General features: G+C 70.0%; 24 protein-coding genes and 1 pseudogene. 8 read left to right on the forward strand and 17 right to left on the reverse strand.

Translation table 11 applies throughout. The annotated features are described in order from the left end of the window. Positions 1-8 precede the first annotated feature (8 nt). From mnhG to coaBC, 4 genes and pseudogenes are all read right to left on the reverse strand, one after another. Positions 9-311, reverse strand: a pseudogene (gene mnhG, locus Hbl1158_RS07800) (monovalent cation/H(+) antiporter subunit G); the annotation flags it as partial. After that, a complete protein-coding gene (locus Hbl1158_RS07805; RefSeq protein WP_234296157.1) occupies positions 312-587 on the reverse strand; it encodes a cation:proton antiporter in 276 nt (91 codons plus the stop codon). Next, entirely contained in the window at positions 584-1,594 is a 1,011-nt protein-coding gene (locus tag Hbl1158_RS07810) for a monovalent cation/H+ antiporter subunit E (protein ID WP_234296158.1), read from the reverse strand. The genes Hbl1158_RS07805 and Hbl1158_RS07810 overlap by 4 nt, the downstream gene beginning before the upstream one ends. 151 nt (positions 1,595-1,745) lie before the next feature. Beyond that, positions 1,746-2,951 carry a bifunctional phosphopantothenoylcysteine decarboxylase/phosphopantothenate--cysteine ligase CoaBC gene (gene coaBC / locus Hbl1158_RS07815; protein ID WP_234296159.1) on the reverse strand — a complete coding sequence of 402 codons (1,206 nt, stop codon included), beginning with the start codon at positions 2,949-2,951 and terminating at the stop codon, positions 1,746-1,748. A 308-nt stretch (positions 2,952-3,259) separates the two neighbouring features. Between coaBC and Hbl1158_RS07820 the strand changes: the two genes are divergently transcribed. Continuing rightward, entirely contained in the window at positions 3,260-3,547 is a 288-nt protein-coding gene (locus Hbl1158_RS07820) for a GYD domain-containing protein (RefSeq protein ID WP_234296160.1), read from the forward strand. A gap of 43 nt (positions 3,548-3,590) precedes the next feature. Here the strand turns inward: Hbl1158_RS07820 and Hbl1158_RS07825 are convergent, their stop codons facing one another. The 4 genes from Hbl1158_RS07825 to Hbl1158_RS07840 form a co-directional block, all read right to left on the reverse strand. After that, the gene (locus Hbl1158_RS07825; protein ID WP_234296161.1) at positions 3,591-5,525 is read right to left on the reverse strand and encodes an ABC transporter ATP-binding protein; all 1,935 of its coding nucleotides are present in this window, start codon (positions 5,523-5,525) and stop codon (positions 3,591-3,593) included. Between the two features lie 90 nt (positions 5,526-5,615). Beyond that, positions 5,616-6,539 carry an AEC family transporter gene (locus tag Hbl1158_RS07830; protein ID WP_234296163.1) on the reverse strand — a complete coding sequence of 308 codons (924 nt, stop codon included), beginning with the start codon at positions 6,537-6,539 and terminating at the stop codon, positions 5,616-5,618. Between the two features lie 181 nt (positions 6,540-6,720). After that, positions 6,721-7,641: a hypothetical protein gene (locus Hbl1158_RS07835; protein WP_234296165.1), complete on the reverse strand. Its 921-nt coding sequence runs from the start codon at positions 7,639-7,641 to the stop codon at positions 6,721-6,723. 29 nt (positions 7,642-7,670) lie between these two features. Next, complete coding sequence (locus Hbl1158_RS07840; protein WP_234296179.1) at positions 7,671-8,867, reverse strand: ABC transporter substrate-binding protein; 1,197 nt, start codon at positions 8,865-8,867, stop codon at positions 7,671-7,673. Between the two features lie 172 nt (positions 8,868-9,039). Between Hbl1158_RS07840 and Hbl1158_RS07845 the strand changes: the two genes are divergently transcribed. Next, a complete protein-coding gene (locus Hbl1158_RS07845) occupies positions 9,040-9,582 on the forward strand; it encodes an SRPBCC family protein (RefSeq protein ID WP_234296182.1) in 543 nt (180 codons plus the stop codon). 68 nt (positions 9,583-9,650) lie between these two features. Continuing rightward, complete coding sequence (gene trkA, locus Hbl1158_RS07850; protein ID WP_234296188.1) at positions 9,651-10,988, forward strand: Trk system potassium transporter TrkA; 1,338 nt, start codon at positions 9,651-9,653, stop codon at positions 10,986-10,988. A 33-nt stretch (positions 10,989-11,021) separates the two neighbouring features. Here the strand turns inward: trkA and Hbl1158_RS07855 are convergent, their stop codons facing one another. The 3 genes from Hbl1158_RS07855 to Hbl1158_RS07865 all read right to left on the reverse strand — a co-directional run bounded on the left by Hbl1158_RS07855 (position 11,022) and on the right by Hbl1158_RS07865 (position 13,085). Beyond that, positions 11,022-11,489 (reverse strand): transcriptional regulator, encoded by a 468-nt coding sequence (locus Hbl1158_RS07855; protein ID WP_234296190.1) that lies wholly within the window; start codon positions 11,487-11,489, stop codon positions 11,022-11,024. Further along, a complete protein-coding gene (locus tag Hbl1158_RS07860) occupies positions 11,470-11,778 on the reverse strand; it encodes a DUF6516 family protein (RefSeq protein WP_234296192.1) in 309 nt (102 codons plus the stop codon). Before Hbl1158_RS07860 ends, Hbl1158_RS07855 begins: the two co-directional genes overlap by 20 nt. A 209-nt stretch (positions 11,779-11,987) precedes the next feature. After that, on the reverse strand, positions 11,988-13,085 hold the full coding sequence (locus Hbl1158_RS07865; protein ID WP_234296194.1) for an iron transporter: 1,098 nt from the start codon (positions 13,083-13,085) through the stop codon (positions 11,988-11,990). A 115-nt stretch (positions 13,086-13,200) separates the two neighbouring features. On the opposite strand from Hbl1158_RS07865, the gene Hbl1158_RS07870 reads away from it, so the two are divergent. After that, positions 13,201-13,488, forward strand: coding sequence for a hypothetical protein (locus Hbl1158_RS07870; protein WP_234296196.1), 288 nt, complete (start codon positions 13,201-13,203; stop codon positions 13,486-13,488). A gap of 79 nt (positions 13,489-13,567) precedes the next feature. On the opposite strand, the gene Hbl1158_RS07875 is transcribed toward Hbl1158_RS07870, so the two are convergent. From Hbl1158_RS07875 to Hbl1158_RS07885, 3 genes are all read right to left on the reverse strand, one after another. After that, on the reverse strand, positions 13,568-14,932 hold the full coding sequence (locus Hbl1158_RS07875; RefSeq protein WP_234296198.1) for a Tat pathway signal protein: 1,365 nt from the start codon (positions 14,930-14,932) through the stop codon (positions 13,568-13,570). Between the two features lie 84 nt (positions 14,933-15,016). Next, on the reverse strand, positions 15,017-15,553 hold the full coding sequence (locus tag Hbl1158_RS07880) for an ArsR family transcriptional regulator (protein ID WP_234296200.1): 537 nt from the start codon (positions 15,551-15,553) through the stop codon (positions 15,017-15,019). Next, positions 15,550-15,873: a hypothetical protein gene (locus Hbl1158_RS07885; protein ID WP_234296201.1), complete on the reverse strand. Its 324-nt coding sequence runs from the start codon at positions 15,871-15,873 to the stop codon at positions 15,550-15,552. Before Hbl1158_RS07885 ends, Hbl1158_RS07880 begins: the two co-directional genes overlap by 4 nt. A gap of 138 nt (positions 15,874-16,011) precedes the next feature. On the opposite strand from Hbl1158_RS07885, the gene Hbl1158_RS07890 reads away from it, so the two are divergent. Further along, positions 16,012-17,634, forward strand: a complete 1,623-nt coding sequence (locus tag Hbl1158_RS07890) for a TrkH family potassium uptake protein (protein WP_234296203.1) — start codon at positions 16,012-16,014, stop codon at positions 17,632-17,634. Between the two features lie 24 nt (positions 17,635-17,658). On the opposite strand, the gene gatA is transcribed toward Hbl1158_RS07890, so the two are convergent. Together gatA and gatC are read right to left on the reverse strand one after the other, a co-directional pair. After that, positions 17,659-19,119 carry an Asp-tRNA(Asn)/Glu-tRNA(Gln) amidotransferase subunit GatA gene (gene gatA, locus Hbl1158_RS07895; protein ID WP_234296205.1) on the reverse strand — a complete coding sequence of 487 codons (1,461 nt, stop codon included), beginning with the start codon at positions 19,117-19,119 and terminating at the stop codon, positions 17,659-17,661. Further along, complete coding sequence (gene gatC, locus Hbl1158_RS07900; protein WP_234296207.1) at positions 19,116-19,433, reverse strand: Asp-tRNA(Asn)/Glu-tRNA(Gln) amidotransferase subunit GatC; 318 nt, start codon at positions 19,431-19,433, stop codon at positions 19,116-19,118. Before gatC ends, gatA begins: the two co-directional genes overlap by 4 nt. A 358-nt stretch (positions 19,434-19,791) precedes the next feature. Between gatC and Hbl1158_RS07905 the strand changes: the two genes are divergently transcribed. The 3 genes from Hbl1158_RS07905 to Hbl1158_RS07915 all read left to right on the forward strand — a co-directional run bounded on the left by Hbl1158_RS07905 (position 19,792) and on the right by Hbl1158_RS07915 (position 23,482). Beyond that, complete coding sequence (locus tag Hbl1158_RS07905) at positions 19,792-20,769, forward strand: transcription initiation factor IIB (RefSeq protein WP_234296211.1); 978 nt, start codon at positions 19,792-19,794, stop codon at positions 20,767-20,769. A gap of 147 nt (positions 20,770-20,916) precedes the next feature. Continuing rightward, positions 20,917-21,417, forward strand: a complete 501-nt coding sequence (locus tag Hbl1158_RS07910; protein ID WP_234296213.1) for an NUDIX domain-containing protein — start codon at positions 20,917-20,919, stop codon at positions 21,415-21,417. A gap of 139 nt (positions 21,418-21,556) precedes the next feature. Continuing rightward, positions 21,557-23,482: a methyl-accepting chemotaxis protein gene (locus tag Hbl1158_RS07915; RefSeq protein WP_234296215.1), complete on the forward strand. Its 1,926-nt coding sequence runs from the start codon at positions 21,557-21,559 to the stop codon at positions 23,480-23,482. 18 nt (positions 23,483-23,500) lie between these two features. Here Hbl1158_RS07915 and Hbl1158_RS07920 read toward each other — a convergent pair whose 3' ends face one another. Next, complete coding sequence (locus Hbl1158_RS07920) at positions 23,501-24,757, reverse strand: asparagine synthase-related protein (RefSeq protein ID WP_234296216.1); 1,257 nt, start codon at positions 24,755-24,757, stop codon at positions 23,501-23,503.

The raw sequence follows: 24,757 nt of genomic DNA on the forward strand, positions 1-24,757 counted from the left end.
CCGGCGTCGTCGACGGTCCACGGCTCGATTCCCTCCTCTGCGGCCGCCCGGGTGATGGCGTGGGCGGCCGTCGGATTGGTGATGAACATGAAGACTATCAGGAAGAGGAGCTTCAGCGTCTCGACCTCCGCGCCGAGCGCGACTGCGGCGGCCCCGAACGCGAGCACGGCCCCGAGCGTGTCGCTCTTGGAGGCGCTGTGGGCACGGGTGTACAGATCCGGCAGGCGGATCAGTCCGACGGCGGCGACGACTCCGAAGAACAGCGATCCCACGAGCAGGGCGATCACGCCGGCCTCGGTGACGGTCACCATCTACAGCACCCCCCCGCGCTCGACCGTGAACTTCGAGATGGCGATGCTCATCAGGAAGTTCAGCAGGGCGTACACCAGCGCGATGTCGAGCGCGCCGGGCGTGTCGGTCGCGGCCGCGAACAGCGCGGCGACGACGACCGTGTTCGACCCGATGACGTTCACCGCGATGACGCGGTCCTGCATCGTCGGGCCCTTGACGGCGCGGTACAGCACGACCACGGAGATGAGCACGAACCCCGCCGCGGTCGCCAACAGCGCGTCGGCGATGAGGCTCACTCCTCCACCTCCTCGCGCTCGGCGACGGTGGGCCGCCGGGCCGCCGAACGCCCGTAGAAGACGAATCGGACGGCCCGCTCGAGCGTTCCCCCGGCGAGTTCCTCTCGCGCGTCGGCGGTCAGCGAGTGGATGGTGAAGTGTCGGCTCTCCACGTCGACGGTGAGCGTTCCGGGCGTGAGCGTGATGCTGTTCGCCAGCGTCGCCGCCGGCACCGTCGACCACACGTCGGCGTCGAACTCGACGACCTTCGGGTCGATCGGCAGCGACGGGTGGAGGACCACGTACGCGACCTGGAGGTTCGCCTTCGCGATCTCCCACAGCAGGAACGGCGCGTACAGGCAGAGCCGCCCGAACTGGACCGCCAGTCGGCGCGGGCGCACCGACCCCGTCAGCGAGACGTGCCACAGCGTCGCGGCGACGGCGGCGGACGTGACCGCCCCGGACAACAGATTGTACGGCGTGAGCGACCCGGCCAAGAAGAGATAGAAGCTCGCGGACAGCCCGAACAGCAGGACGAACTGATCGAGGCCGGAGCGACGGACGAGCCGACTCCGGCGCGACTCGCGCTCGACGGGAGCCTCCTCCACGTCGAGGCCGCTTTCGGACAGCTCCCAGTTCAGGGCGGGCAACAGCGGCGTCGTCCCGGCAGGCCGGTACCCGGGGTCGACCACGATCGACTCGATGTCGTGTTCGGTGGCGTACGCGGCGATCGAGTCGGCGTAGTCGCCCGGGCTGAACAGGTACTCGTCCTCGCCGACCGTCGCGGTCTCCACGCCGATCGCGGCCTCGATCCCCTCCAGATCCTCGCCGACCCACACCTCGATACGGTCGAGCAGTTCCGCCGCCGTCTCGGCCTCCGACCCGCTTCGACCGCGGCTCCTGAGCGGGTACACGAAGTGGAGCGTCACGGCCTCCTGGGCGTCGACCGCCCCGCGGACGACGTGGCCGACGGTGTTTCGGAGCGTGGTCGACTCCCCGACCGGAACGAGGATCTCGTGTCCGGTCACGGCGGCCACCCCGGCCCGCCCGGTCGAGCCCCGTCGGAGCGACCCACGCTACGGTAGCTGGATGATGTCACGATCTACTGTGTGTCCGTTTGAATGAGCGGATCAAAACCGTTGTGATCCGCGGGGGTCCGCGGCTCCGACAGTCCGTACGTCACGTCGCTCCCAGCGTCGCGCCCAACTCGTCGGCCACGACGAGCCCGAGCCCCAGTTTCGATCCCGAGAACTCGCCGACCGTGTCGGCGCGGACGACGAGCGCGCGCGTCTCGGCCGCGCCCATCACGCTCGCGTCGTTGGCGACGACGAACGCGAGGTCGGCCCGGTCGAGCGTCGACCGCGCCCGCGACACCAGCGCGTCGTCGTCGCCCTCGCTCTCGGCCTTGAACCCTACGAGCGCCAGGTTGGGGTACTCCTCTCGAACGGTGTCGAGCAATTTCGGCGTCGGCGACAGCTCCAGCGTCAGGGACTCCGAGCCCGACCGGATCTTCTCCTCGGCCGGCTCAACGGTGTAATCGGAGATGGCCGCCGCCGAGATCAGCGCGTCTGCGTCGGAACACGCCGCGAGCGCTGCCTCGGTCATCTCCGCCGCCGTCTCCACGTCGACCACCTCGGCGTACGGCACGTCGCCGCTTTCGCCCCCGTCGCCCCCGCCGGCGGCGCTCGCGTCGTGCAGGAGCGTCACGTCGGCCCCGCGGGCGACGAGCGCGCGGGCGACCGCCCGGCCGGTGCGACCGGACGCGCGGTTCGTGAGCACGCGGACGGTGTCGATCGGCTCGCTGGTCGGCCCGGAGGTGACGACCACGCGTTCGCCGGCCAGCGGACGGTCGCCGGCAGCCCGCGCCGTCGCCGTCACGATCGCCTCCTCGGTGGCGATCTTCGCTTTCCCCTCCTCGATCCGCGGGTCGACGAACTCGACGCCCCACGACTCCACGCGGTCGATGGCCTCCAGCACGCCCGGATGGTCGTACATCGGCTCGTGCATCGCCGGCGCGCACACGACGGGTACGTCCGCCCCCAACGCCGTCGTCGCGCAGGTGGTGACCGGCGTGTCGTCGATCGCGGCGGCGACCTTCCCGACGGTGTTGGCGGTCGCCGGCGCGAGCAGGAGCACGTCGGCCCAGCCGTCCCTGCCGCACAGGTCGACGTGCTCGACGCCGCCGGTGATCTCGGTGACGACGTCGTTCTCGGTCGCGAACTCGACGGCCCACGGGTGGACGATCCCGGCGGCGGCGTCGGTCATCACTCCGCGGACGCTCGCGCCGTGACGGCGGAGTTCGTGGGCGAGTTCCACCACTTTGACGGCCGCGATGGACCCGGAGACGCCGAGCGCGACGTTGGTGTCGGCGAGGAGATCGCTCATCGCGGTGGGGTAGGAGGGTTCGGGTGGTAAATCCTCGCCGTGTGGTCGTCCGCGCCGTTGCCCAGTCCTCGCCCGCGACGATCACCGTCGCAAGGTCCGCCCGATCGAGAACCACCACGGCGGTGGGTCGGCGACGCCTCCGTCACGACGGGCGCGTCGTACTCGGCGTCGGCGTCGAGCGTGGTGTCGGTCACGGTCGACGGCGCTGTTCGCGACGGCTACAGTTCCGCGATCGATCCACCGAGGCAGATTCCACCGACCGTGGGAGCGTGACAACGCCTTTCGGGACCGCGGTCCAACCGTGCGCCATGCCGACGTACACCGTACTCGCGGACGCGGACGAGGCGCAGTTCCAGAACCCACAGGAGTTGGTGTCGATCTGGGGCGGTATCCGCGAGGACATCGACCGACTCGGAGGCGAACTGGAGGATAGCTACGCGCTCGTCGGCGGCCACGACTTCATGCTCACCTTCGAGGTCGACGAGGAAGACGCCGCCCTCCAGATCGCGCTGGCCATCGAGGGGCGCGGGCTGGACACCGAGACGCTGCGGTCGATCCCGATCGATCGAATGGGCGACCTCGTCGAGGACGTCTGACCGCCGGCTCCGGCGGTCCTGGAGAACCCCGCGTCGTCCCGCTTCAGTCGTCGTCCGGGTTGCCGACGAGCGTCTCGGCCTGTCGCTCGCGGGCCCGCTGGACGAACTCCTCCGGCAGCGACTCGATCTCGCCGGCCTGCACGCCCCAGAGCTTCGCGTACAGCCCGTCGGCCGCAAGCAGTTCCTCGTGGCCGCCGCGCTCGACGACCTCGCCGCCCTCCAACACGAGCACCTCGTCGGCGTCCTTCACCGTCGACAGGCGGTGGGCGATGACGAACGTGGTGCGGTCCTCGGCGAGGCGGTCGAGGCTCCGCTGGATGAGCATCTCGGTCTCGGTGTCGACGGCGCTCGTCGCCTCATCGAGCACGAGCACGTCCGGGTCCTGAAGGACGACCCGGGCGATGGAGAGGCGCTGGCGCTGCCCGCCCGAGAGCTTCACGCCGCGCTCGCCGATCCGGGTGTCGTAGCCGTCCGGGAGGTTCTCGATGAACTCGTGGGCCTCCGCGGCCGTCGCGGCCTCTCGGACCGCCTCGTCGTCGGCGTCGAATCGGCCGTATCGGATGTTCTCGGCGACCGTCCCGTCGAAGAGGTACGTGTCCTGGCTCACGTAGCCGATCGACTCCCGGAGCGAGCGCACGGTCACGTCGCGCACGTCGTGGCCGTCGATCCGAACCGCGCCCTCGTCCACGTCGTACAGCCGCAAGAGGAGCTTCAGCAGGGTCGACTTGCCCGCGCCGGTCGGTCCCACGAGCGCGACCGTCTCGCCGGCGTCGACCGAGAAGTCCACGTCCCGCAACACCGGTTCGTCCTCGTCCTCGTAGGCGAAGTCGACGTGGTCGTACGCGACATCGCCGTCGACGGCGGTCAGTTCGACGGCGTCCGCGTCGTCCGTGATCCGCGCGGGGATGTCCTGGAGGCCGAACACGCGCTCGCAGGACGCCTTCGCGTTCTCGTACTGCGAGACGATGTTCGACACCTCCGCCAGCGGCGTGACGAACCGCTGGGTGAGAAACAGGAACGAGACGAACGTCCCGGAGGTGAGCCCCCCCGTCAGCGGTCCCGGGGCGGTACCGGTGACGATCCACAGTCCGCCGACGACGAACGTCGTGACGAAGGAGATACCCGCGAACAGCTCCATCCCCGGCCGGTACACGTAGTTGAGCCGGAGCATCGCGAGCGTCTTCCGGAAGTACGAGTAGGAGGTGTCGGCGACGCGGTCGGTCTCGTACTCCTCCGTGCCCGTGGTCTTGACCAACTGCATCCCGCCCAGCGAGTTCTCCAGGCGGGTGTTGAGGTCGGCGACCGCCTCGCGCTGTGCGGCGTACCGGGGCTCGACGGCCTTCATGAACCAGTAGGTGAACAGCAGCATTCCGGGCACGGCGACGAGCGTGACCAGCGCCAGTTGGGCGTTCTCGATGAACAGGAACAGCCCGATGCCGAGCAGCATGACCCCGAGTCTGACGGAGTTCTGGAGCGCGTCGTCGAGGAACCGCTCGAGGTTCGTCGCGTCGTTGTTGAGGACCGACATGACCTCGCCGGTCTGCTTGTCGTCGAAGAACCACATGTCGAGGTCCTGCATCTTGGCGTAGGAGTCCGTCCGCACGTCGTGCATCACCCGGTGAGCGAAGTTGTTCGCGGCGACGCCGTACACCCACGTCAGCGCGGCCGACACGGCGAACGCGGCGACGATCAGCCCCGCGGAGAACCAGAACTGCGTCTCGTCGGGGGCGTTCGTCGGCAGCCACGCGTCCGGCACCAGCGACAGCCTGTACGGCTCGCCTCCGGTGAACGCGGCGTCGATGGCCGCGCCGAGCACGATCGGCGGCAGGAGGCTCGACACCCGGGCGATGACGTTCGCGGTCATCCCGACGACCAGCCACGGCCACTTGTCGAGCCCGTACTCGGTGAAGAGCCGGTACAACGGGCGCTCGACGCGGTCGCGGTAGACGTCGAACGCGCTCTCCTCCTCGACGCTCATTACGAATCGAAACCGCCGGGGGAGACTTAGTCGGACCGGTGTCGACCGACCGTCACGCGCCCGATCGTCCAGACGGAGCCGGGTCGAACCTCACCCGCCGACTCCGACCAACCACAGCACGGGCACCAGCGTCGCCACCGACGCGACCGTCGTCGCGAAGACGGTGACCGAGGCGAGGTCCGGGTCGCCCCCGAGGGCCGTCGCGTACACGAACGTGGAGACGGCCGTGGGCATCGCGAACATGACGACGCCCGTCCGGACCGTCGCGGCGTCGCCGCCCAGGGCCGTGAACACCGCGAGCGCGACGACCGGCATGGCCAGCAGCTTCACGGCGGCGACGGTCCCGAGCGTCGGCAGGTCGAGGTCGGTGGCCTCCAGCGACAGCGACGCGCCGACGCCGAGCAGCGCGACCGGGAGCGCGAGATCCGCCAACACGCCGAGCCCGGAGACGGCGAGCCCCGGCGGGCTCCAGCCGACGGCCGCCGAGAGGAGTCCCGCAGCGAGCGCCGCCAGCACCGGGTTTCCGGCGAGGCCGCGAAGCTCGCCGACGAGGTCCGTGTCGCCGCCGTTGATGACGCCCAGCAGCGTGACCGTCGCGGGCACCTGCACCAGCGCGCCGGTGCCGAGGACGACACTCGCCTTCCCGGCCTCGACCGCGCCGGCTCCGAACGTGGCGGCGACGATCGGCAGCCCGAGGAAGCCGAGATTCGTGTGGTACGACTGCACGACCGCGACGCTTCGCACGGCCGCCGGCTTCCGCCGACGATGGACGAGCAGGCTCACGGCGACGCCGACGGCGACGACGACGACCACGCCGCCGACGAGGCCGACGGACAGCACGTCACCCAGGGGCTGGGCGAACGTCGAGGTGTACACGAGCGCCGGGAGCGCGACGAGGAAGGCGGCGTCCGTGAGCGCGTCGCGTCGCGACGGCGTCAGCAGTCCGACGCGGCGGCCGGCGACGCCGGCGGCGAGGAGAACGAGCATGTACGCGAGGTTCGAGGCGACGGACACGGGGTTCGGTCGAAGTCGTCGCCCCCGGCGGTTGACGGTTGCGTTCGCGGCGAGCGAGCGTGGTGGCGGTGTCGTCGCGGGCGCGGTCTCATCGTCGACGCGGTGGCGGCGGCGTCGCCGTCTCGTCGCCGTCGCGGTCACGACTCGGACGGCGTCGCGAGACCGGCGAGACCGCGACGACCTACGACCTCGGAGTGACCCCGGTGAGTCCCGTCGGCTCGGTCACGCCGTTGGCCGTGAGTGCGAGCCGCCAGGTGCCGGCTTCGGGGCGACCGGCCGTCTCGATCGACAGCGACCGGACCGACGCGCGCCGAAACAGCGCGACGACGACCGGGAGAGTCACCACGCGGTCGCGGTCGGCGAGCGGGTATCCCTCCAGGGTCACTCGCCAGGTCCGCGCGTCGGCGTCGGCGTCGACGGCCGGCGACGTGACGGCGTACGAGCCGACCATCCCGATCGATCCCAACGCCGAGAGCACGCCCGCGACGGGGTCGGTCTCGTCGCGCGGGGGGGCCGGCATCCGCTCGCCCGCCCCGCGCAGCACCTCGGCGACCGCGTCGGCGTCGAGGCGGGCCGAAAGCTCGTCGGCGATGCTCCCCAACAGCCTGACGCAGAGCTCGTCGGGATCGTCCACCGCCTCGGCCGAGTCGAGGTATCGGTCCATGATCGCGTCCTGCAACTCCGTGTGTGTGGAGTCCGCGATCGACTCGAAGACGACGCCCGCGACCGTGTGACAGAAGTCGATCGACGACGCCGGCGGGCGGGCGTCGGCCGTCGAGACGTTCGTCGTCCCCGACGGTCGCGGTGCGACTCCGGGGTCGTCCGCGGTGGTCGGCTCGGCCGGCGGCGGCGTCGGGTCGGCGACCGCCTCGCAGGCGACGATATCGTACACCGGCACCTGCGGGTCGTAGCGTCGTAACGTCGCGCGGTACTGCTCGGTGCTTCGGACGGCAGCGCGCGCTGTCGGTCGGTCCGGAAACCCGAGTCCGTCCGCCGGCACCGGGCGCTCGCCGGTGCGCGCGCAGACCAGCCGGTAGTCGCCGTCGGGGTCGGCGAGCGATTCGATGTGGCGTCTCAGGTCGCCGAGGGCGGTTCCGATCATGGTGGTGGCAGGTCGGTCGACGGGCGGAGTTACACGTCGCCGCGGATCGCCGCGGACAGCTCCGCCCGCGAGAACAGCTCACCCGAGAACCGCTCGGGGAAGTACAGCGTCGCGAACCGCTCGAGGTTGAACAGGTGCTGGATCGGGCCCTGATAGATGGGACCGCCGCGGAACACTCGCCCCTCCTGCACCGCGGTGAGCTCCGAGGCAACCTCGTGGTCCTCCATGAACGAGACGACGGTGTCGCGGAACTCCGCCTCGGTCTTCGCCTCGTGTCCCCGCAGGAGGATCGAGTCGGGGTCCACCGACAGCATCGTCTCGTAGTCGATCTGTCCTCGCTCGTTCGTCGACAGCCCCGAGACGCCGGAGCCCGAGAGCGCGTCGGCGATCCCGAGGTCCCGGAACTGCTTTTTGTTCGTTCCGCGGTCCGAGAGCCGGTACGGGTAGAACCGCTCGGGGTCGTCGCCCGCGCCGAAACACAGCAGGGCGTTCGGCCGGTCGTCGGCGCTCGGGAGGCTCGCGCTCACCGTCGCGACGGCGTCGTCGTGTACCGCCTTCACCGCCTCGTAGCGGTCCTCCCGTCGGAACACCTGCGCGACCTTCTCGAACGCCTCGTACAGCGTGTAGTACCGGTACTCGTGCCAGCCGTCGGTGCGTCGGAATATCGTGTTGGCGACGAACGGTCCCACGTCCTCGGCGACGCCGTCCACGTCGGACTGCTCCAGTCCGAAGCCGTTGTTGACGAGCCATTGCGGGTCGATCAGGTGCACGTCGCTGTCCAGCTCGTAGAACAGCTCCCGGTCGACGGCGAACGAGTCGCCGAGCAACTGCGTCGGCTCGGCGGCGACCGAGACGCCGTCGAGCTCGTCGTAGTGATCGGTGTAGAACCGCGCCGCGTTCCCGACCGCAAGCAGGTCCTCGCCCTTCCCGAGAGCGACCGCCATGTCCGCGTAGCCCGACTCGTAGACGGAGAACGTCTCGGGCACCTCCTGAAACGTCACGTCGCCGGCGGGTGCCATCGTCACGGTGTAGCTGGTGTCCTCCGGCGTGGCCGTCCCGGTCGCCGTCGACTCGGGCGTCGATTCCCCGGAGGTGTCGGTCTCGGTCGGGTCGTCGCCGCCGCTTTGTCCCGAACAGCCCGCGAGGAGACCGCCCGCGACGAGCGCGCTTCCGTACTTCACGTAGTCACGTCGCGTGAACCGATCGGTCGGATCAGGATCCGTCATCGGGTTTCGGTTCGCCTAAACGAATAAAAGCGATCCGGAATTTAGGCGAGCCGAAACATGATTACTCTGCAACACGGCATCGACACCTGCCGCGTCGCTCCCCGTCGGTCGCGACGGACGGCTCGAACCCCCGAGACCGAATCCTTACGTCCTGGCCGTCGAATCCGTTGGCATGGACGAACTCGTCGTCTCGACGGACGTGTACGTCGCACCGACGGAGGCGTACGAGTTTCTCATCGAGTTCCCCCGGTACGAGCGCTACACGGAGTACCTCGAACGGGTGTCGCGCACGCACGGCGACGGCGGGCCGGGATCGCGGTACGCGCTCCGGTTCGCGTGGTGGAAGCTCTCGTACACCGCCCGCTCGGAGGTGACCGACGTCGACCCGCCGACGCGGATCGACTGGCGGATCCTGAAGGACATCGACGCACGCGGCGCGTGGGTGATCGAGGGGTACGACGACCTCCCCGCCGAGGCTCCAGCCGACGCGACGGCGGCCTGTCGGGTGACCCTTGAGATCCGCTTCGACGCCGACTCGGCGGACTCTTCGGCGGTGTCGCTCCCGCCGCTGGTGTCGTTCGGCGGGATCCTCGACCGGGTGAAGGGGCTGGTGGAGGAGGAGGCCGAGCGTGTGGTCAGGCGGGCGGTCGCCGACCTGGAGGGAAGCGAGCGCGAGGTGACGCTGACCGTCCGGTCCGACGGGGACTCGCTGTAACGGCGCGACTCCGGAACGCTCATTCCGTTCGGTCGAACACACGCGAGCATGACCGAGGTGGCCCCGCCGTGCGCGTCGTGATCATCGGGGCGGGACAGGTCGGCGAGAGCATCGCTGCGGACCTCGAGGATGGACACGAGGTCGTGATCGTCGAGCGCGACGCCGACCGGTGTGACGAGCTGACCTACTCGCTGGACGTGTTGACCATCAACGGGGACGGAACCGCCGTCTCGACCCTCGAGGAGGCCGGGATAGGAGACGCGGACATGGTGATCGCCTCCACCGACGACGACGAGACGAACATCGTCGCCTGCTCGACGGCGAAGGCCGTCAGCGACGCGTTCACCATCGCGCGGATCAAGAACACCGAGTACCTCAGGACGTGGGAGCGGTCGCGCTCGGCGTTCGGCATCGATTTCATGGTGTGTACGAACCTCCTCACCGCCGAGTCGATCGTCCGCGTCATCGGCCTGCCGGCCGCTCGCGACGTCGACCTCTTCGCCGACGGCGAGGTACAGATGGCCGAGTTCGAGGTGAGCGAGGGGAGCGCCCTCGTCGGAGAGACGGTCAGCGAGGCCGACCGCTTCGACTCGCTCACGTTCGCGTCGATCCTGCGCGACGACGAGGTCGTCATCCCGCGCGGGGAGACGCGCATCGAGGTCGGCGACCGCGCGGTCGTCATCGGTTCGCCCGGAAGCGTTCGGGGGTTCGCCGCCGACGTGGCACCCGACGAGCACGTCGGCACCGGCGAGGAGGTCGTGATCGTCGGCGGCTCTGAGATCGGCTATCACGCCGCCCGCCTGCTCGGCGAGCGTGGCTTCTCGCCCCGGCTGATCGAACGCGACCCTGACCGCGCCCGCGACATCGCCGAGGAGCTCCCCGAGACGTTCGTCATGGAGTCCGACGCCACCGACATCGGCTTCCTCGAGCGCGAGCACATCGGCGACGCCGACGTGCTCATCGCCGCGCTCGACTCCGACGAGAAGAACCTCCTGTCGTGTCTGCTGGCCACCCGCCTCGGCGTCGAACGAACCGTCGCGATCGTCGACCAGACCGCATACGTCGACATCTTCGAGACGGTCGGCGTCGACGTGGGCGTCAGTCCGCGGGCGGTCGTCGCCGAGGAGATATCCCGGTTCACTCGGGAGGGGAGCGCCGAGAACGTCGCGCTCATCGAGGACGACCGCGCGGAGGTGCTGGAGGTCGAAGTCACCGAGGAGTCGCTGCTCGCGAACCGGCCGATCAGCGAGTCGATCCACGACTTCCCGGACTGCCTCGTCATCGGAGCGATCACCCGCGAGGGGGAACTCGTCACCCCGCGGGGCGACACCGTGATCCGCCCCGACGACCACGTCGTCGTCTTCTTCGAGGAGAGCGTCGTCGACGAGGTCACGGGGAAGCTATGACGCTCTTCCCGTCGGTCACCGTGGGGGGAGACATCATGCCGATGCGGCCGACTCCGATCCGTCGCCGCGCGGCAGGCCGAACTCGACTTCGATCCTGACTGTGTCGTAGGGAACGTACGGCTTCTTCGCGCGGCCGCCCTCCTCGAAGTGAACGATGCCGTGATCGGCCAGCAGGTACAGATCGTCGTGCACGTCGTGCACGTCACGGTCGAGCCGGTCGGCCAGCGCGCGGATGCTCTCGGGCGGATGCTCCATCACCTCCTCAAGCAGTTCCATCCGGCGGTCTGTGAGCAGTTGACGGAGCCTCGAACGGTCCTCGAAGTTGACGACGTGGGGAACCTCCTCGCCTTGCTCCCACCGTTCTGCGCGCTCAATAGCCGCCGTCTGTGCCTGCTCGGCTGGGAGCGACGTGATGCGGAGGGTCGAGGGGTACTCGATCTCCTCCGGGTCGGTCGTGAACTCGTCGTGTGTGGGTTCGGTGTCAGTCGGTTCGTCGCTCATAGATCTCGTTCACCTCGGTTTGGAAGTCGTCGATCAGATCGGAGACCCCCGTGAACTCCAGTTCCGTGATGTCGTCCTCGGGTGAGTGACGATGGTGCCGGCCGACGTCCAGGTGGTACGGCGAGTTGTCGTACCGCAAGATCGTGTCGCCGTCAGCGTCCATGTACTGGAAGCTGTACTTCACCCCTTGCGGGAAGTTATCGCTCATCGGGACCTGCCACGCGACCATCTCGTACCGACTCCCGTCCGATCTCTCGTCACGGTCTCGGTACACGACCGTCGCGGGCATCGTCTCCTATGTTGGGAAAGAATCACAACAAACATAACTCTTACCGTTGGGATGGAACCTCAACAGTCTCGGCCGGTCAACCGAGTTTCGCGTGGACCACCGAGTCCGTGTAGAAGCTGCGGATAACGGACGCAAAACAGCCATCGAATCCACGAAGTGAACGCTCACAGATCGAACCGCTCCGGGCGAGGTGTACCGGCATCCCGCCGCTACTCGACCGTCAGTATCCGCTCGGGCATGCCGCCCAGCAGCCCGCCGAAGGCCGTCTCGTACCCCTCATGTCGGGCGATCTGCGGCCACACGGTCGGCGTCAGCGTCAGTTCGTCGCCCGACTCGACGCTCGCGCCCGCCAGCGCCGCGCCGTAGTGATACGAGAGGTCCGGGTCGAGCGTCCGCGTCAGTTCGCCCGAGAACACCGTCTCGCCGTCGCGCTCGTGGGTCGCCTCCAGCCCCATCGCGGGGATGAGCATCCGGTTATACGGCGTCCGCGCCGACACCGCGAGGTACGGGCCCTCGTCGTCGACCCCCGCGGGCGGCTCGTCCATCACGGTTGCGACGAGCACGGCGTCGTTGCTGTTCACCTCGCCGAGCACCTCGCCGGGGAGCGCCTCGACCGCCGGCGCGGTCCCGTCGGGGACCATGTCCATCTCCATGCGGTCGACAGCGCCGGCCTCGCCGGCGTCCGCGAGCGTCCGAAATGAGATGTCGTCGCGGTCGGACTGGCTGTACTCCATCTCGACGGGGATGTCAGCGGGGTCGCCGAAGCGGTCCCGGTAGGCGTCCGTTCGACGGGTGCGAACCCCGCCGACTGAGACGTTCACGGTGTAGGTCCCGTCGCCCTCGAGCCCGAAGTTCGCGCCGTAGTGGACGCCCATCGGCTGAGAGAGCATCGGGTAGATCACCTCCTGGGAGACGAGCGAGCCGTCGCGTTCGATCTCGACGGACAGCCCCGTCTCGGGGAGCACCTGCCCGGTGTCGGCGTCCCAGACGCTCGCCATCAGGTGCACGTCGTCGCCCTCGGCCACGTCGGTTCGCTCGACCGCCTCGCCGTTGACGTTCCAGAAGCGGTGGGCGTACGAGTAGAACACGCCGACCCGGTAGTCGCCGGACTCGGCCATCCCGCCCATCGCCATTCCCTCGACGTGCGTCGGGAGGTACACGCCGTCCGGACGGTCCTCGACGATCGGCGGCTCGCCGGCGATCCCCTCCTCGGAGCTGAGATCGAAGCCGAGACAGCCCGCGAGCCCGCCGGTCCCAGCGACCGCGCCGGCCGCGCCGGCGCTAGCGAGGAACGTTCGTCTGTCCATACCTCGGTTCGGGACCGCCCACGAAAGGGGGTTCTGGTACGCCAGTCGAACGCCGGAGGCGACCGCGAGCGATGTGCCGAAACCGAGTTATGCGACCGCCGCCTCGAGTCGATCGATGAGTCGGATCTCGGCCGCAGTCGTCGTCGGCTGGCTGCTCGCGTGGCTGCCGGGCGGTGCGCTCGCACACCCCGGCCACCCGGGCGGGACGCCGACGCCCACGGGTCCGATCGCCGGCGCGTCGCCGACGGGACTGGGCGTCGCCGTCGCCGGGGGCATCGTGCTCACCGGGGCGCTGTTGCTCGCGAACGAGAACGTCCTCACCGACCGTGCGCGGAGCGCCGGCGTCGGCGTCGGCGCGGCGCTCGTGGCGGCCGGGATCGTGCTCGCGTTCGTCCGCGTCTGACGCCGCCGCGAGCCCGGACACCGCTCCCGTCGCCGGCGACGACGCCGAGCGCCTCGACGCGGTCGTCGCGCCCGTCGAGTCACCCTTCGCTTCCGTCGGGCGTCGGCAGCGCACGGAGGCCCCGCGGCGGGACGAGGAAGTAGCCGCGGTGGCGGAGGAAGATGTACTCGAGGATGCCGTTGTTGACCCGCTGGCGGACCGCCGGGGTCGCGTCCGTGGCGTCCACGCCGTTCATCGCCCGACGGACGGCTTCGAACTGGTCGATCGACCGCTGGAGCGACGGGAAGTGCAGGCTCGCGATGTCGTCGTCGGCCGACTCGAAGTGGCGGCGGAGCAGGAGGGGGGTTCCCTCCTCGTCGCGGTTGGCGCGGGCGGCCTTCTGGGCGTGGCCGACGCGACCGTACTCCTCGGCGTCCTCGACGACCGTGTCGAGAAAGCGGTCGATCCCGGAGTCGTCGCCGAGGTTCGTCCCGACGCCCTCCACGAGGTTCTCCTCGGCGTGCCCCGGCGAGAACATCTCCGTCACCTGCTGCTCGAAGCTCTGCTCGCCGTACCAGTCGGCGAGGCGCTGTCGCCAGTTGCCCATCGACTCGGTGGTGCCCTCCGCGAACGGCCCCTCGCCGATGGCGACGGCGTCCTCGGTCGCCTGGTTGCCCCTGAAGCCGGCGGCGAAGCCCATGAACAGCGGGGCGTCCTCCGGCACGGGGTTGGGCTCCGGTACGCCCGCGAGGTCGTCGGCCTCCTCGTGGGGCATCCCTGGGTCGAAGAAGCCCGTCCGGCGGTCGTCCTCGGTCAGCGCGTCGGTCAGCGCCGACGGGAAGTCGACGCCGTTGGCCTCGCTCGCCTCCCCCGTGAGCGCCTCCTCCGCGGCGAGCACGGCGTCGGGGCGGTCAGAGGCGAGGTGGACGAGCACGTCCTGGGTGTCGAACTCGGGCGTCTCGTAGTCCGCAAGCGGCGTCGGCTCCGGAAGCGACACGTCCTCTGGGACCGACAGCTCTGCCTCGAAGCGGTCGAAGTACGCCGGCGAGTAGCCGACCGTGTGAAGCAGCCCCTCGTGGCTCCACTCGTACGCCTCGTCGAGCGCGTCGAGGGCCTCGCGGACGGCCTCGCGCTCGGAGTCGCTCGGCGGACCGTCCTCCGGGAGCGAGAGGTACAACAGGGTCTGGTGACGGGGAAGCTGCCAGTTTCCGGCGTCGTCGGTACGCACGAAGTCGTTCCAGGCGTACTGACGGTCGGGATGGGCGTCGGGGCCGTCGCCCCCGGGGACCGGATCGGGGTCGTCGAGTCGGTCGAGACACGCCGAGAGCCCGGCCGCGCCGCCGACGGCAACGGCGGCCTTCAGCGCGTCGCGTCGAGTCACGCCGTCGACGGCGCGTTCGCGGGAGTCGCGGGGGTCGCGACTCTCGCCTGCGTCGCCGGCAGCCTCGCCGTCCGCGTCGGTCATACCGCGACTAGCGGCGTGGCGGCCAAGGGGGTTGTGGTGCGGGCGTCGAACGCGGCGACGCGCTCGCGTCGCCGTGATCTCGCGTTACTCCAAGACCGCGTCCACCAGCCGGGTGAACCGGTCGAGCAGCCGGTCGGGGAGAGACGGCTCGATCCGCCGAAGCGACCGCGCGGCCGCCTCGGCGTCGACGAGCGCGAGCGTGACGCGACCGCGCGGGCCGCGCCGCTTCTCGACGACATCGGCGTCCACGAGTCCGTCGAGGTGGTGCTCTAACGTGCTGCGGGCGACGCCGACCGCGTCCGCGACCGCGTCGGGACGGGCCGGTCCATCGAGAAGTTCGACGACCGCGTCGCGGGCGGTCTCACGCCGAAACAGCGCCACCCGTCGCCGCTCTTCGGGGTCGATCGATGGGTCGAAGTAGTGCGTGCGTCCGGACACCGCCTCGCCGACGACGCGCTCGGCGCGCGCGAGCCGGCGGAGGTGGTACTGGGCCTGGCCGGGAGCCAGGTCGAGCCGGCGGACGAGTTCGTTGAAGTGGATCCCCGGATGCGCCCGGACGAACGCGGCGATGCGGTCGCGGGTGGAGGGGTCCCGGCGCTCGACGTTGCCTCCGCCGGTCACGATGTCGCCTCCGTCCGGATCGTTCGCGCGTAGTACACGGCCCCGAGCACCAGCCCCGCCATCACCACGTCGAGGAGGTGCTCGCCGAAGTGGTGCGCCTCCGCGCCGACGAGACCGACGGCCGTGGCGGTCGCCAGGCCCGCCCGCGCGACGAGCGTCCCGAGCGCCAGCGCGACGAGCAGGTACGACCGCGAGCGCCGGCGGGCGAACGCGGCGAGCGCGAGGCCGAGCAGTCCCGCTCCGGCGACGCCGCCGGCGACGACGACCAGGGCGTACGCGACGCCGTGTGCGCCGGGAGCCACGTGGAGCGGGCCGATCATACCCGGAGGTGGAGAGCCGCAGACTTCAGCGTTGCGCGAGCGGGTCGCCGGGAACGACGGCCCCGCCCGCCCGAGAACGACGGTCCCGTTAGCGGGAGAGCGATAACTTAAACACCCGAGCGCTCGCTCGCTCCGGGAGTGAGAGTCCGCGTCGAGTACCGAGCGAGCCTGAGCCTCGTCGGGAGCGTCGTGAAGTACCTCTCGATACCCCTGATCGCGCCGCTTCTCGTCTCGCTGTACTACGGCGAATCGATCGCGCCGTTCGTCGCGACGATCGCCGTCGCGGTCGCGGTCGGAACCGGGCTCGAACGCCTCGACTCTGATCCCGAGATCGAGGCTCGCGAGGGCTTTCTGATGGTCGCGCTCACGTGGTTCGCCGTCGCCCTCGTCGGCGCGGTGCCGTACCTGATCGAGGCGCACGGGATCCCCGGTGTCGTTCCCGCGGCCGCGCCCGACTCGACGCTCGCGAACCCGGTGAACGCGCTGTTCGAGGCGATGTCCGGATTCACGACGACCGGCGCGACCGTGCTCGGCGACATCTCCTTCGAGACGCACTCGCGGGGGATCATGCTGTGGCGACAGCTCACTCAATGGCTCGGCGGCATGGGGATCGTCGTCCTCGCGGTCGCGATCCTCCCGCAGCTGTCCGCCGGGGGCGCGCAGTTGATGGACGCCGAAGCCCCCGGCCCCGGCATCGAGAAGCTCACCCCGCAGATCGCCGAGACGGCGCGTCTGCTGTGGGGCGTGTACGCCGGAATCACCGCCCTGGAGATCGGGGTGCTGTACGGCATGCACCTCGTCGGCCCGGCGATCGGGATGCCGGAGTTGGCCCCGAACATGACCCTCTACAACGCCGTCTCCCACGGCCTGACGACGATGCCGACCGGGGGGTTCTCCCCCGAGGCGCGCAGCATCGAGGCGTTCTCGGCGGCCGTCCAGTGGGTGATCGTCCCGTTCATGGTCGCCGCCGGCGTCAACTTCGCGCTGTTTTGGAGCGTGCTCGCGGGCGACCCTCGGCGGCTCCTCGATGACGTAGAGTTTCGGACCTACGCCGGAGCGATGGGCGTGCTGGCGGCGGTGATCGCTGGACTGCTGTTCACGGGGAACTTCGTCGCCGCCGCCCCGGCGGGAGAGACGTACGACGCGGCCTACCTCGCGGAGGTCACCGCCGCCGTCGCCGGGAACCCGGAGCCGTCGCTGCGCCACGCCGTGTTCCAGACGGTCTCGATCGTGACGACGACGGGGTACGCGAGCATCGACTTCAACACCTGGAGCGCCCCCGCGCAGTACGCGCTGTTTTTCGCCATGTTCATCGGTGGCTCGGCCGGGTCGACCGGCGGGGGGATCAAGGTCATTCGGTGGGTCGTGATCCTGAAATCGATCCGGCGGGAGCTGTTCACGACCGCGCACCCCGAGGCGGTCCGGCCGGTCCGCCTGAACGGGCGCGCGCTCGACGAGCGGGGCGTCAGGGGGATCTTCGCGTTCACCGTCCTGTACATCGTGCTGTTCCTGGTGTCGACGCTCGTGTTGTTCCTCGACGCCACGAGGACTCCGGGGGCGATCACGGTGCTCGAGACGATGAGCGCTGTCGCCGCAACGCTCGGCAACGTCGGTCCGGGGTTCGGCGTCGTGGGTCCGATGGGGAGTTACCTGGGGTTCACCGACGCCAGCAGGCTGTACATGGTGTTCCTGATGTGGATCGGCCGCCTGGAGATCATCCCCGTGCTCGTCTGTTTCACGCCGGAGTACTGGCGGCGCTGAACGCGAGGTGCCGGAGGCGGAGGCTCACTCTTCGACGGCGCTGGCGGCCCGAACGATCGCCTCCTCGCCGAAGGCGGGACCGACGAACTGCATCCCGACCGGGAGCCCCTCGGTCTCCCCCGCGGGCACGGAGACGGCGGGGAGGTTCGCGAGGTTCACCGGGACGGTGTTCGCGTCCATGAGGTACAGCGACAGCGGGTCGTCGAGGCTCTCGCCGCGCTCGGGCGGAAGCACCGGCATCGTCGGCGTCGCGAGCACGTCCGCCTCGGCGAGCGCCTCGTCGAAGTCGCGTTTCACCCACGCCCGGGCGTCCTGGGCCTTCTTGTAGTACTTGTCGTGGTAGCCGGCCGACAGCGCGTACGTTCCCAGCAGGATCCGGCGTTTGACCTCCTCGCCGAACCCTTCCTCGCGGACGCGGGCGAACGCCTCGTTCCAGTTCCCGTCGCCGTCTGCGCCCCCGTCCGTGCCGTCTCCGTCGTCGCCGGCGGGACCGTACCTGACGCCGTCGAAGCGCGCGAGGTTCGAGGACGCCTCGGACATCGCGATCACGTAGTACGCCTGGACCGCGTGCTCGACCGACGGGAGCGACACCTCGACGGTCTCGACGCCCTGCGACTCCAAGTCCGCGAGCGCGTTCTCGAACACGTCGACGACGGCGTCGTCGGCACCGTCGACCAGTTCGGTCGGGACGCCGACGGTCATGCCGTCTACGTCGCCGTCGGCTGCCTCGGCGTACGTCGTCGCCTCCGCGGGGTGGGTGTCGTCGGGAACGTCGGCGGCGGCCGCGTCGGCCAGGCCGCCGTCGGCGGCGTCGTAGCGGGTGGTGGCGTCGCGCTCGTCCGGACCGGCGATCACGTCGAGGAACGCGGCCGCCTCCTCGACCGTCCGGGCGAACGGGCCGATCTGTTCGAGCGAGTTGGCGTACGCGACGAGGCCGTACCGCGAGACGAGGCCGTAGGTCGGCTTGATGCCGACGACGCCGCAGAAGGCGGCGGGGTTGCGAACGGAGCCGCCGGTGTCGGAGCCGAGCGCGAGGTCCGCCTCGCCTGCGGCGACGGCGGCCGCGGAGCCCCCCGAGGAGCCGCCGGGGACGCGGTCGGGGTCGACGGGGTTTCTCGTCGGGCCGAACGCCGACGTCTCGGTCGTCCCGCCCATCCCGAACTCGTCCATGTTCGTCTTCCCGACGACCGTCGCGCCGGCGTCGAGCAGGCGGTCGACGACGGTCGCGTCGTACGGCGGGACGTACTCGGCGAGCATCTCCGAGCCGCACGTCGTTCGGACTCCCGCCGTGGAGATGTTGTCCTTCACGGCGACGGTCGACCCCGAGAGCGGGCCGTCGGCGTCGCGCTCGATGCGGTCGCGGGTGACGAACGCGTTGAACTCGTCGACGTACTCCCCGTCGTCAGCGTCGCCGTCCACGTCGCCGTCGCGGTCCGCGTCGCCGTCGCGGTCGGCGGATCCGGGCTCGCCCGCGTCGGTGCTCATGAGACCCTCGGCCCCTTGAAGAAGCCCTCCTCGCTGTCGGGCGCGTTCGAGAGCGCCGCCTCCTGAGAGAGGCCCTCGCGGACCTCGTCGGCGCGCATCACGTTCACCAGGTCGGGCTCGCTCTCGACCTCGGGCACCTCGTCGAGCGCCTCGAAGTAGTCGAGCACGTCCGCGAACTGCTCGGCGAACGCCGCCGCCTCCTCGTCGTCGAGGTCCACGCGTGCGAGGCCCGCGACGTGGCGGACCTCCTCGGGGTCGACGCCGCCGGCGTCGGCGTCGCCGACCGCCTCCTCGCCGTCGTCGGTCGCTGTCATGTCCGAGGGGTGCCGCGGACCGGGAGTAAGGGTTTCGATACCCCGGACCCCGCCGCACTCGCGGTCCGCACCGGCGGCGGTCCCGGACCGAGCACACCGCTCGCGACGGGGGAAACCACTACCGCGTTCCCGCGCTTCGATCCGTCCCGAATCCCGTTGATTGAACCGATCGAATTGTCCGTGTAGGCGTCGTCTCCGCGGGGCTGAGCGACCCCAAATTCGATCCGTAGCCGTCGGGTAACCTTCGAGGAACCTGCCGACGGAATCCGCCAGCAGTTATAAGTAGATTCCGCCCGTGTAGAAGGTACAGAGAATCCGATTGGAGACGCCGGTCTCCCGTTCCTGTTAGACCCTAACAATGAGTGAGAACGTCCGAAGTTACACGGACGAGCGGACCCGGGACGATACGACTACCGAGGAAACCGACGGCGAGCGCGAGCAGGTGGAGTGCCCCGAGTGCGGCGGGCACTTGGTGAACGACTCCGAACGCGGGGAGACGGTGTGTCGCGACTGCGGACTCGTCGTCGAGGAGGACGAGATCGACCGCGGCCCCGAGTGGCGCGCCTTCGACGCGAGCGAGAAGGACGAGAAGTCCCGCGTCGGTGCCCCGACGACGAACATGATGCACGACAAGGGGCTGTCGACGAACATCGGCTGGCAGGACAAGGACGCCTACGGCAATTCCCTGTCGAGCCGCCAGCGCGAGAAGATGCAGCGGCTGCGCACGTGGAACGAGCGCTTCCGCACCCGCGACTCCAAGGAGCGCAACCTCAAGCAGGCCCTCGGCGAGATCGACCGCATGGCGAGCGCGCTGGGCCTGCCGGACAACGTCCGCGAGACGGCGTCGGTCATCTACCGTCGCGCGCTCGAGGAGGACCTCTTGCCGGGCCGCTCCATCGAGGGCGTCGCCACCTCCAGCCTGTACGCGGCCGCCCGACAGGCGGGGACCCCGCGGTCGCTGGACGAGATCGCGAACGTCTCCCGGGTCGACAAGGACGAGATCGCCCGGACGTACCGGTACGTGGTCCGGGAGCTGAACCTGGAGATCCAGCCGGCCGATCCCGAGAGCTACGTCCCGCGGTTCGCCTCCGATCTCGACCTCTCAGACGAGTCGGAACGACGGGCGCGTGGGCTCCTCCAGACGGCGAAACGGGAGGGCGTACACTCGGGGAAATCGCCCGTGGGCCTCGCCGCGGCCGCCGTCTACGCCGCCTCGCTGCTCACCAACGAGAAGGTGACCCAAAGCGAGGTCAGCGAGGTGGCGAACATCTCGGAGGTCACCATTCGAAACCGGTATCACGAACTGCTCGAGGCCGAAGAGCAGGTCGAAGTGTAGCGGATCGATCCGTCCCCGTTCGAGCCGTCTCCGATCGCCGAGAGTCACCACTCGACCGCCCCGACGCACCCGCCTGAATCAGGGTCTGTAGCACCGAAGCCGACACCCTTCCGTAAAGTCGAAGCCGACGCCCCCACAGCGACCGGTATGGAGACCACCCGGCACTTCACGGCCACCGTCTATCTGGTTCACGACGGCGCGACGGCGCTGCACCCTCACCCTCGGCTCGGGATTCGAATCCCGCCCGGGGGACACGTCGACCGGGACGAACTCCCCCACGAGGCGGCGCTCCGAGAGGCCCGCGAGGAGACGGGGCTGGATCCGACGCTCGTCGACGACACGGAGCCGGTCGAGGCCCCCGCCGGCGAGACGCTTCCGACGCCGCGACACACGATGCTGTACGACATCAACGTCAACGACGACGGGGAGGTGGGCCACCAGCACATCGACTCGGTGTTCTTCGCCGCGGTCGGGTCACGCGAGATCGACCCCGCCGGCGACGACGAGGTCGGTCCCGATGCGTGGGCGTGGTACACGCCGGCGGAGCTTCGCGCGGGCGACGTGGACGCCGACACCGTCGCGATCGGCGTCGAGGCGATCGACGCGGTCGCCGAGGCGGGCGGGACCGACTGGGGCGGCGGGCGGTGACACGCGTCCGGAGGGTGCGCACCGCTTATGGTCCGTTCGGGTCGTAGAGAACGAACATCTTCGTTCATTACACTCTTGGTTATCAGAATTCGTGTTTTGAGGACCGCCCTTATGTGAGTCGTGTCTCTGGTACCCTCCCATGGCACCGACGGCGGACGGCCCCGTGAGCGTGGGACACGCGACGGAACGGGTGAGAGAGCGGTTCGAACGAATCGTTCGATACACTCCCGACGGGACGACGATCCCAGAGGAGCGATGGCGGGGGAGACACCGCCGGATCCTCATCTCCCTGGCCGCACACGTTCCGTTCCTGCTCGCGCTCGGACTGTTCTCCGGGACCGAGTCGCTCGTCACGGGGGCGACGATCCCGGAGCTTCCGACGTGGCGGGTCGGGGCACAGCTCGGGGTACTCGTCGCGATCACGGCGCTCGCGACGTGGTCGCGGTTCGGTCGACGGACGCGGACCGCGCTGGCGTCGCTGGGGCTGATGTACAGTTCCGGCGTGTTGGTCCAGTTCTCGGGCGGGTACATCGAGGCCCACTTCCACTTCTTCGTCGTCATGGCCGTGATCGCGGTGTACGAGGACTGGATGCCGCTGGCGCTCGGCCTCGTCTACGTCGCCGGCGGTCACGTGATCTTCAGCATGATCGACCCGTCGACGGTGTACAACCACCCGGCGGCGATCGCGAACCCGTGGGCCTGGGCCGGGGTACACGCGGCGTTCATCCTCGCGCTGTCGGCCGCGCTGATGACGAACTGGTACTCGATCGAGGAGTCGCGCGAGGAGTCGCGCGAGCGCCTCGAACGCGTCACCGAGCAGAAAGAACAGGTCCGGGACGCCGAGGAGGCGATGGCGGAGGCCGAGGCCCGCCGCGAGGAAGTGGAACAGTTGAACGCCCACCTGAAAACGAAGGCCGACGACTACAGCACGGCAATGTCGCGAGTGGCCGACGGCGATCTCACGGTCAGGCTGGACGACGACAGCGAGAGCGAGGCGATGGAGCGGATCGCCGTCGCGTGCAACGAGATGCTCGCCGAGATCGAATCGACCGTCGCGGACGTGAAGTCCGTCTCGCAGTCGGTGGCGACCGCCAGCGAGGAGACGAGCGAGGGCGTCGACGACGCCGAGCGGGCCAGCGAGTCCGTGAACGAGTCCGTCACGGAGATCGCCGCGCGCGCCGACGAGCAGCGCGAACTACTCGACGAGGTCGCCGGCGAGATGAGCGACCTCTCGGCGACCGTCGAGGAGATCGCCTCCTCGGCTCAGACGGTCGCGGACACCTCCGAGGAGACCGCCGAGGTCGCCGACGACGGCCGCGAGGCCGCCGGCGAGGCGATCGACGGGATGGAGGAGGTGGAGGCGACGATCGACTCGACCGTCGACAACGTCCGGTCGCTCGACGAGCAGATGGACGAGATCGGCGAGATCGTCGACCTCATCGGCGACATCGCCGAGCAGACCAACATGCTCGCGCTCAACGCGAACATCGAGGCCGCGCGCGCCGGCGGGTCGGGCGACGGCACCAGCGACGGCTTCGCCGTCGTCGCCGACGAGGTCAAGCAACTGGCCGAGGAGACCCGCGAGGCCGCCGCCGACATCGAGGAACTGATCGAGCGGACGCAGGCACGAACCGAGCGCACCGTCGAGGAGGTCAGGGCCGCGGAGTCGGAGATCCACGACGGTGCCGAGGCCGTTGACGAGGTCGCCGACGCCCTCGCGTCCGTCGCGGACAACGCCGCCGAGACCAACCAGGGGATCCAGGAGATCAGCCGCGCGACCGACGATCAGGCCGCGAGCACGGAGGAGGCCGTGGCGGCGATCGAGCCCGTGGCCGACATGAGCGAGGAGACCGCCGCCGACGCGGAGGCCGTCTCGGAGACGGCCGACGAGCAGGTGTCGACCATGTCGCGGGTCAGCGCCGAGACGGACTCGCTGGCCGCCCAGGCCGAACGGCTCCGTCGGACCGTCCAGGCGTTCGAGGTCTCGGGCGTCGACGGCCGCGACGACCCGCCTGCCAATCCGGGGGACGCGGTCGCCCTCGGCGACGGCGGCCGACCGGAGTAACTGGCGATCCCCGGACGGCTACGCGGTCGATTCGTACTCCTCGTCGCACAGCGAGGCCACGTACCGGCCGACGTGGTCGTCCATCCGACGCTTGAAGCCCGCCCGTCTCGCGAGCCGGTCCAGTTCCCGTGAGACGTAGGTGCCATACTGGACGGCCTTCTTGTCCGTCGATCGGACCTCGTCGGGGACGAGACCGTCGGCCGCCGTCCGCAGCGCCACCTTCCGTTCGTCGCCGGCGACGAGCAGGTCACCCGGAAGCGACAGCGCCGCGGCGACGACGCGGTCGTGCAGGAGCGGCGCGACCGGCTCGACGCCCGCGGCGCGCAACGCGAGCACGTCCCGCTCCAACTGGTCTGGGAGCGTCAGAACGGTCTCGCGGCGCGCACCGCGGACTGTGTCGGCGTCGACGCGGTCGTCCGCCGACGGGTCGACGACCTTCGCGTACCCGCCGAACAGTTCGTCCGCCCCCTGCCCGACCGCGAGTCGGTCGTAGCCGTCGGCGGCGACGCGCTCGGCGACGAGGTACAGCGGGAGCGCGATGGACAGGTCCATCGGATTTCGACGGCCGGTCGTGGCGACGAGTTCCGGCACCGCCCGCCTCAGGTCGGCGTGCGAGAGCTCCACGACCCGGAGGTCGCCGCGGCGGCCCATCTCGTCGGCGGCGTCGCGGGCGGCGGCGACGTCGTGTGCGCCCTCGAACCCGACCACGTACAGCGGCGCGTCCGGGATCCCGGCGGCGACGACCGCCGAGTCGACCCCGCCGGAGAACGCCACCGCGACGCGCGCGTTCCCCGGATCGTCGCGGGTCTCGACGCCCCCGACGCTCGCGCGAACCGCCTCCGTCACGGCCGCCTGCGCGTCGGCGCGCGCGGCCGGTTCGGGATCCGGCAGCGACCAGATGGGTCGCTCGCGGTCCCCGCCGGAGGCGGCGGACGCGGCGAGGTCCCGGACCGTCCCAGCCGGCAGCGATCGGGGGGACTCGAGATCGGTCGGGTCGAAGCTCCACTCGTCGCCGGCTCCGTCACCGCTGTCGCCTCTGCCCACTCTGTCGCCTTCGTCACCTCCGCGGCTTCCCTCGTCTCTACCGCCGGCGGCCTCGTCGACGAACAGCGGTCGGCGACCGAGCGCGTCCCGAACGAGCAGGTCGTCGACGCGGCCGGCGAACCCGGCGGTTCCGGGGAGCGGGTCCCCCGACTCGATGGCCGCTCGGACGGTCGCCGGATCCGTCCCGTCGAGACGATCCTCCGAGGGGTCGCCCGCGTCGTCGGCCGACAT

The organism is Halobaculum sp. CBA1158 (assembly GCF_021431925.1).
In the GTDB taxonomy this organism is placed as follows: domain Archaea; phylum Halobacteriota; class Halobacteria; order Halobacteriales; family Haloferacaceae; genus Halobaculum.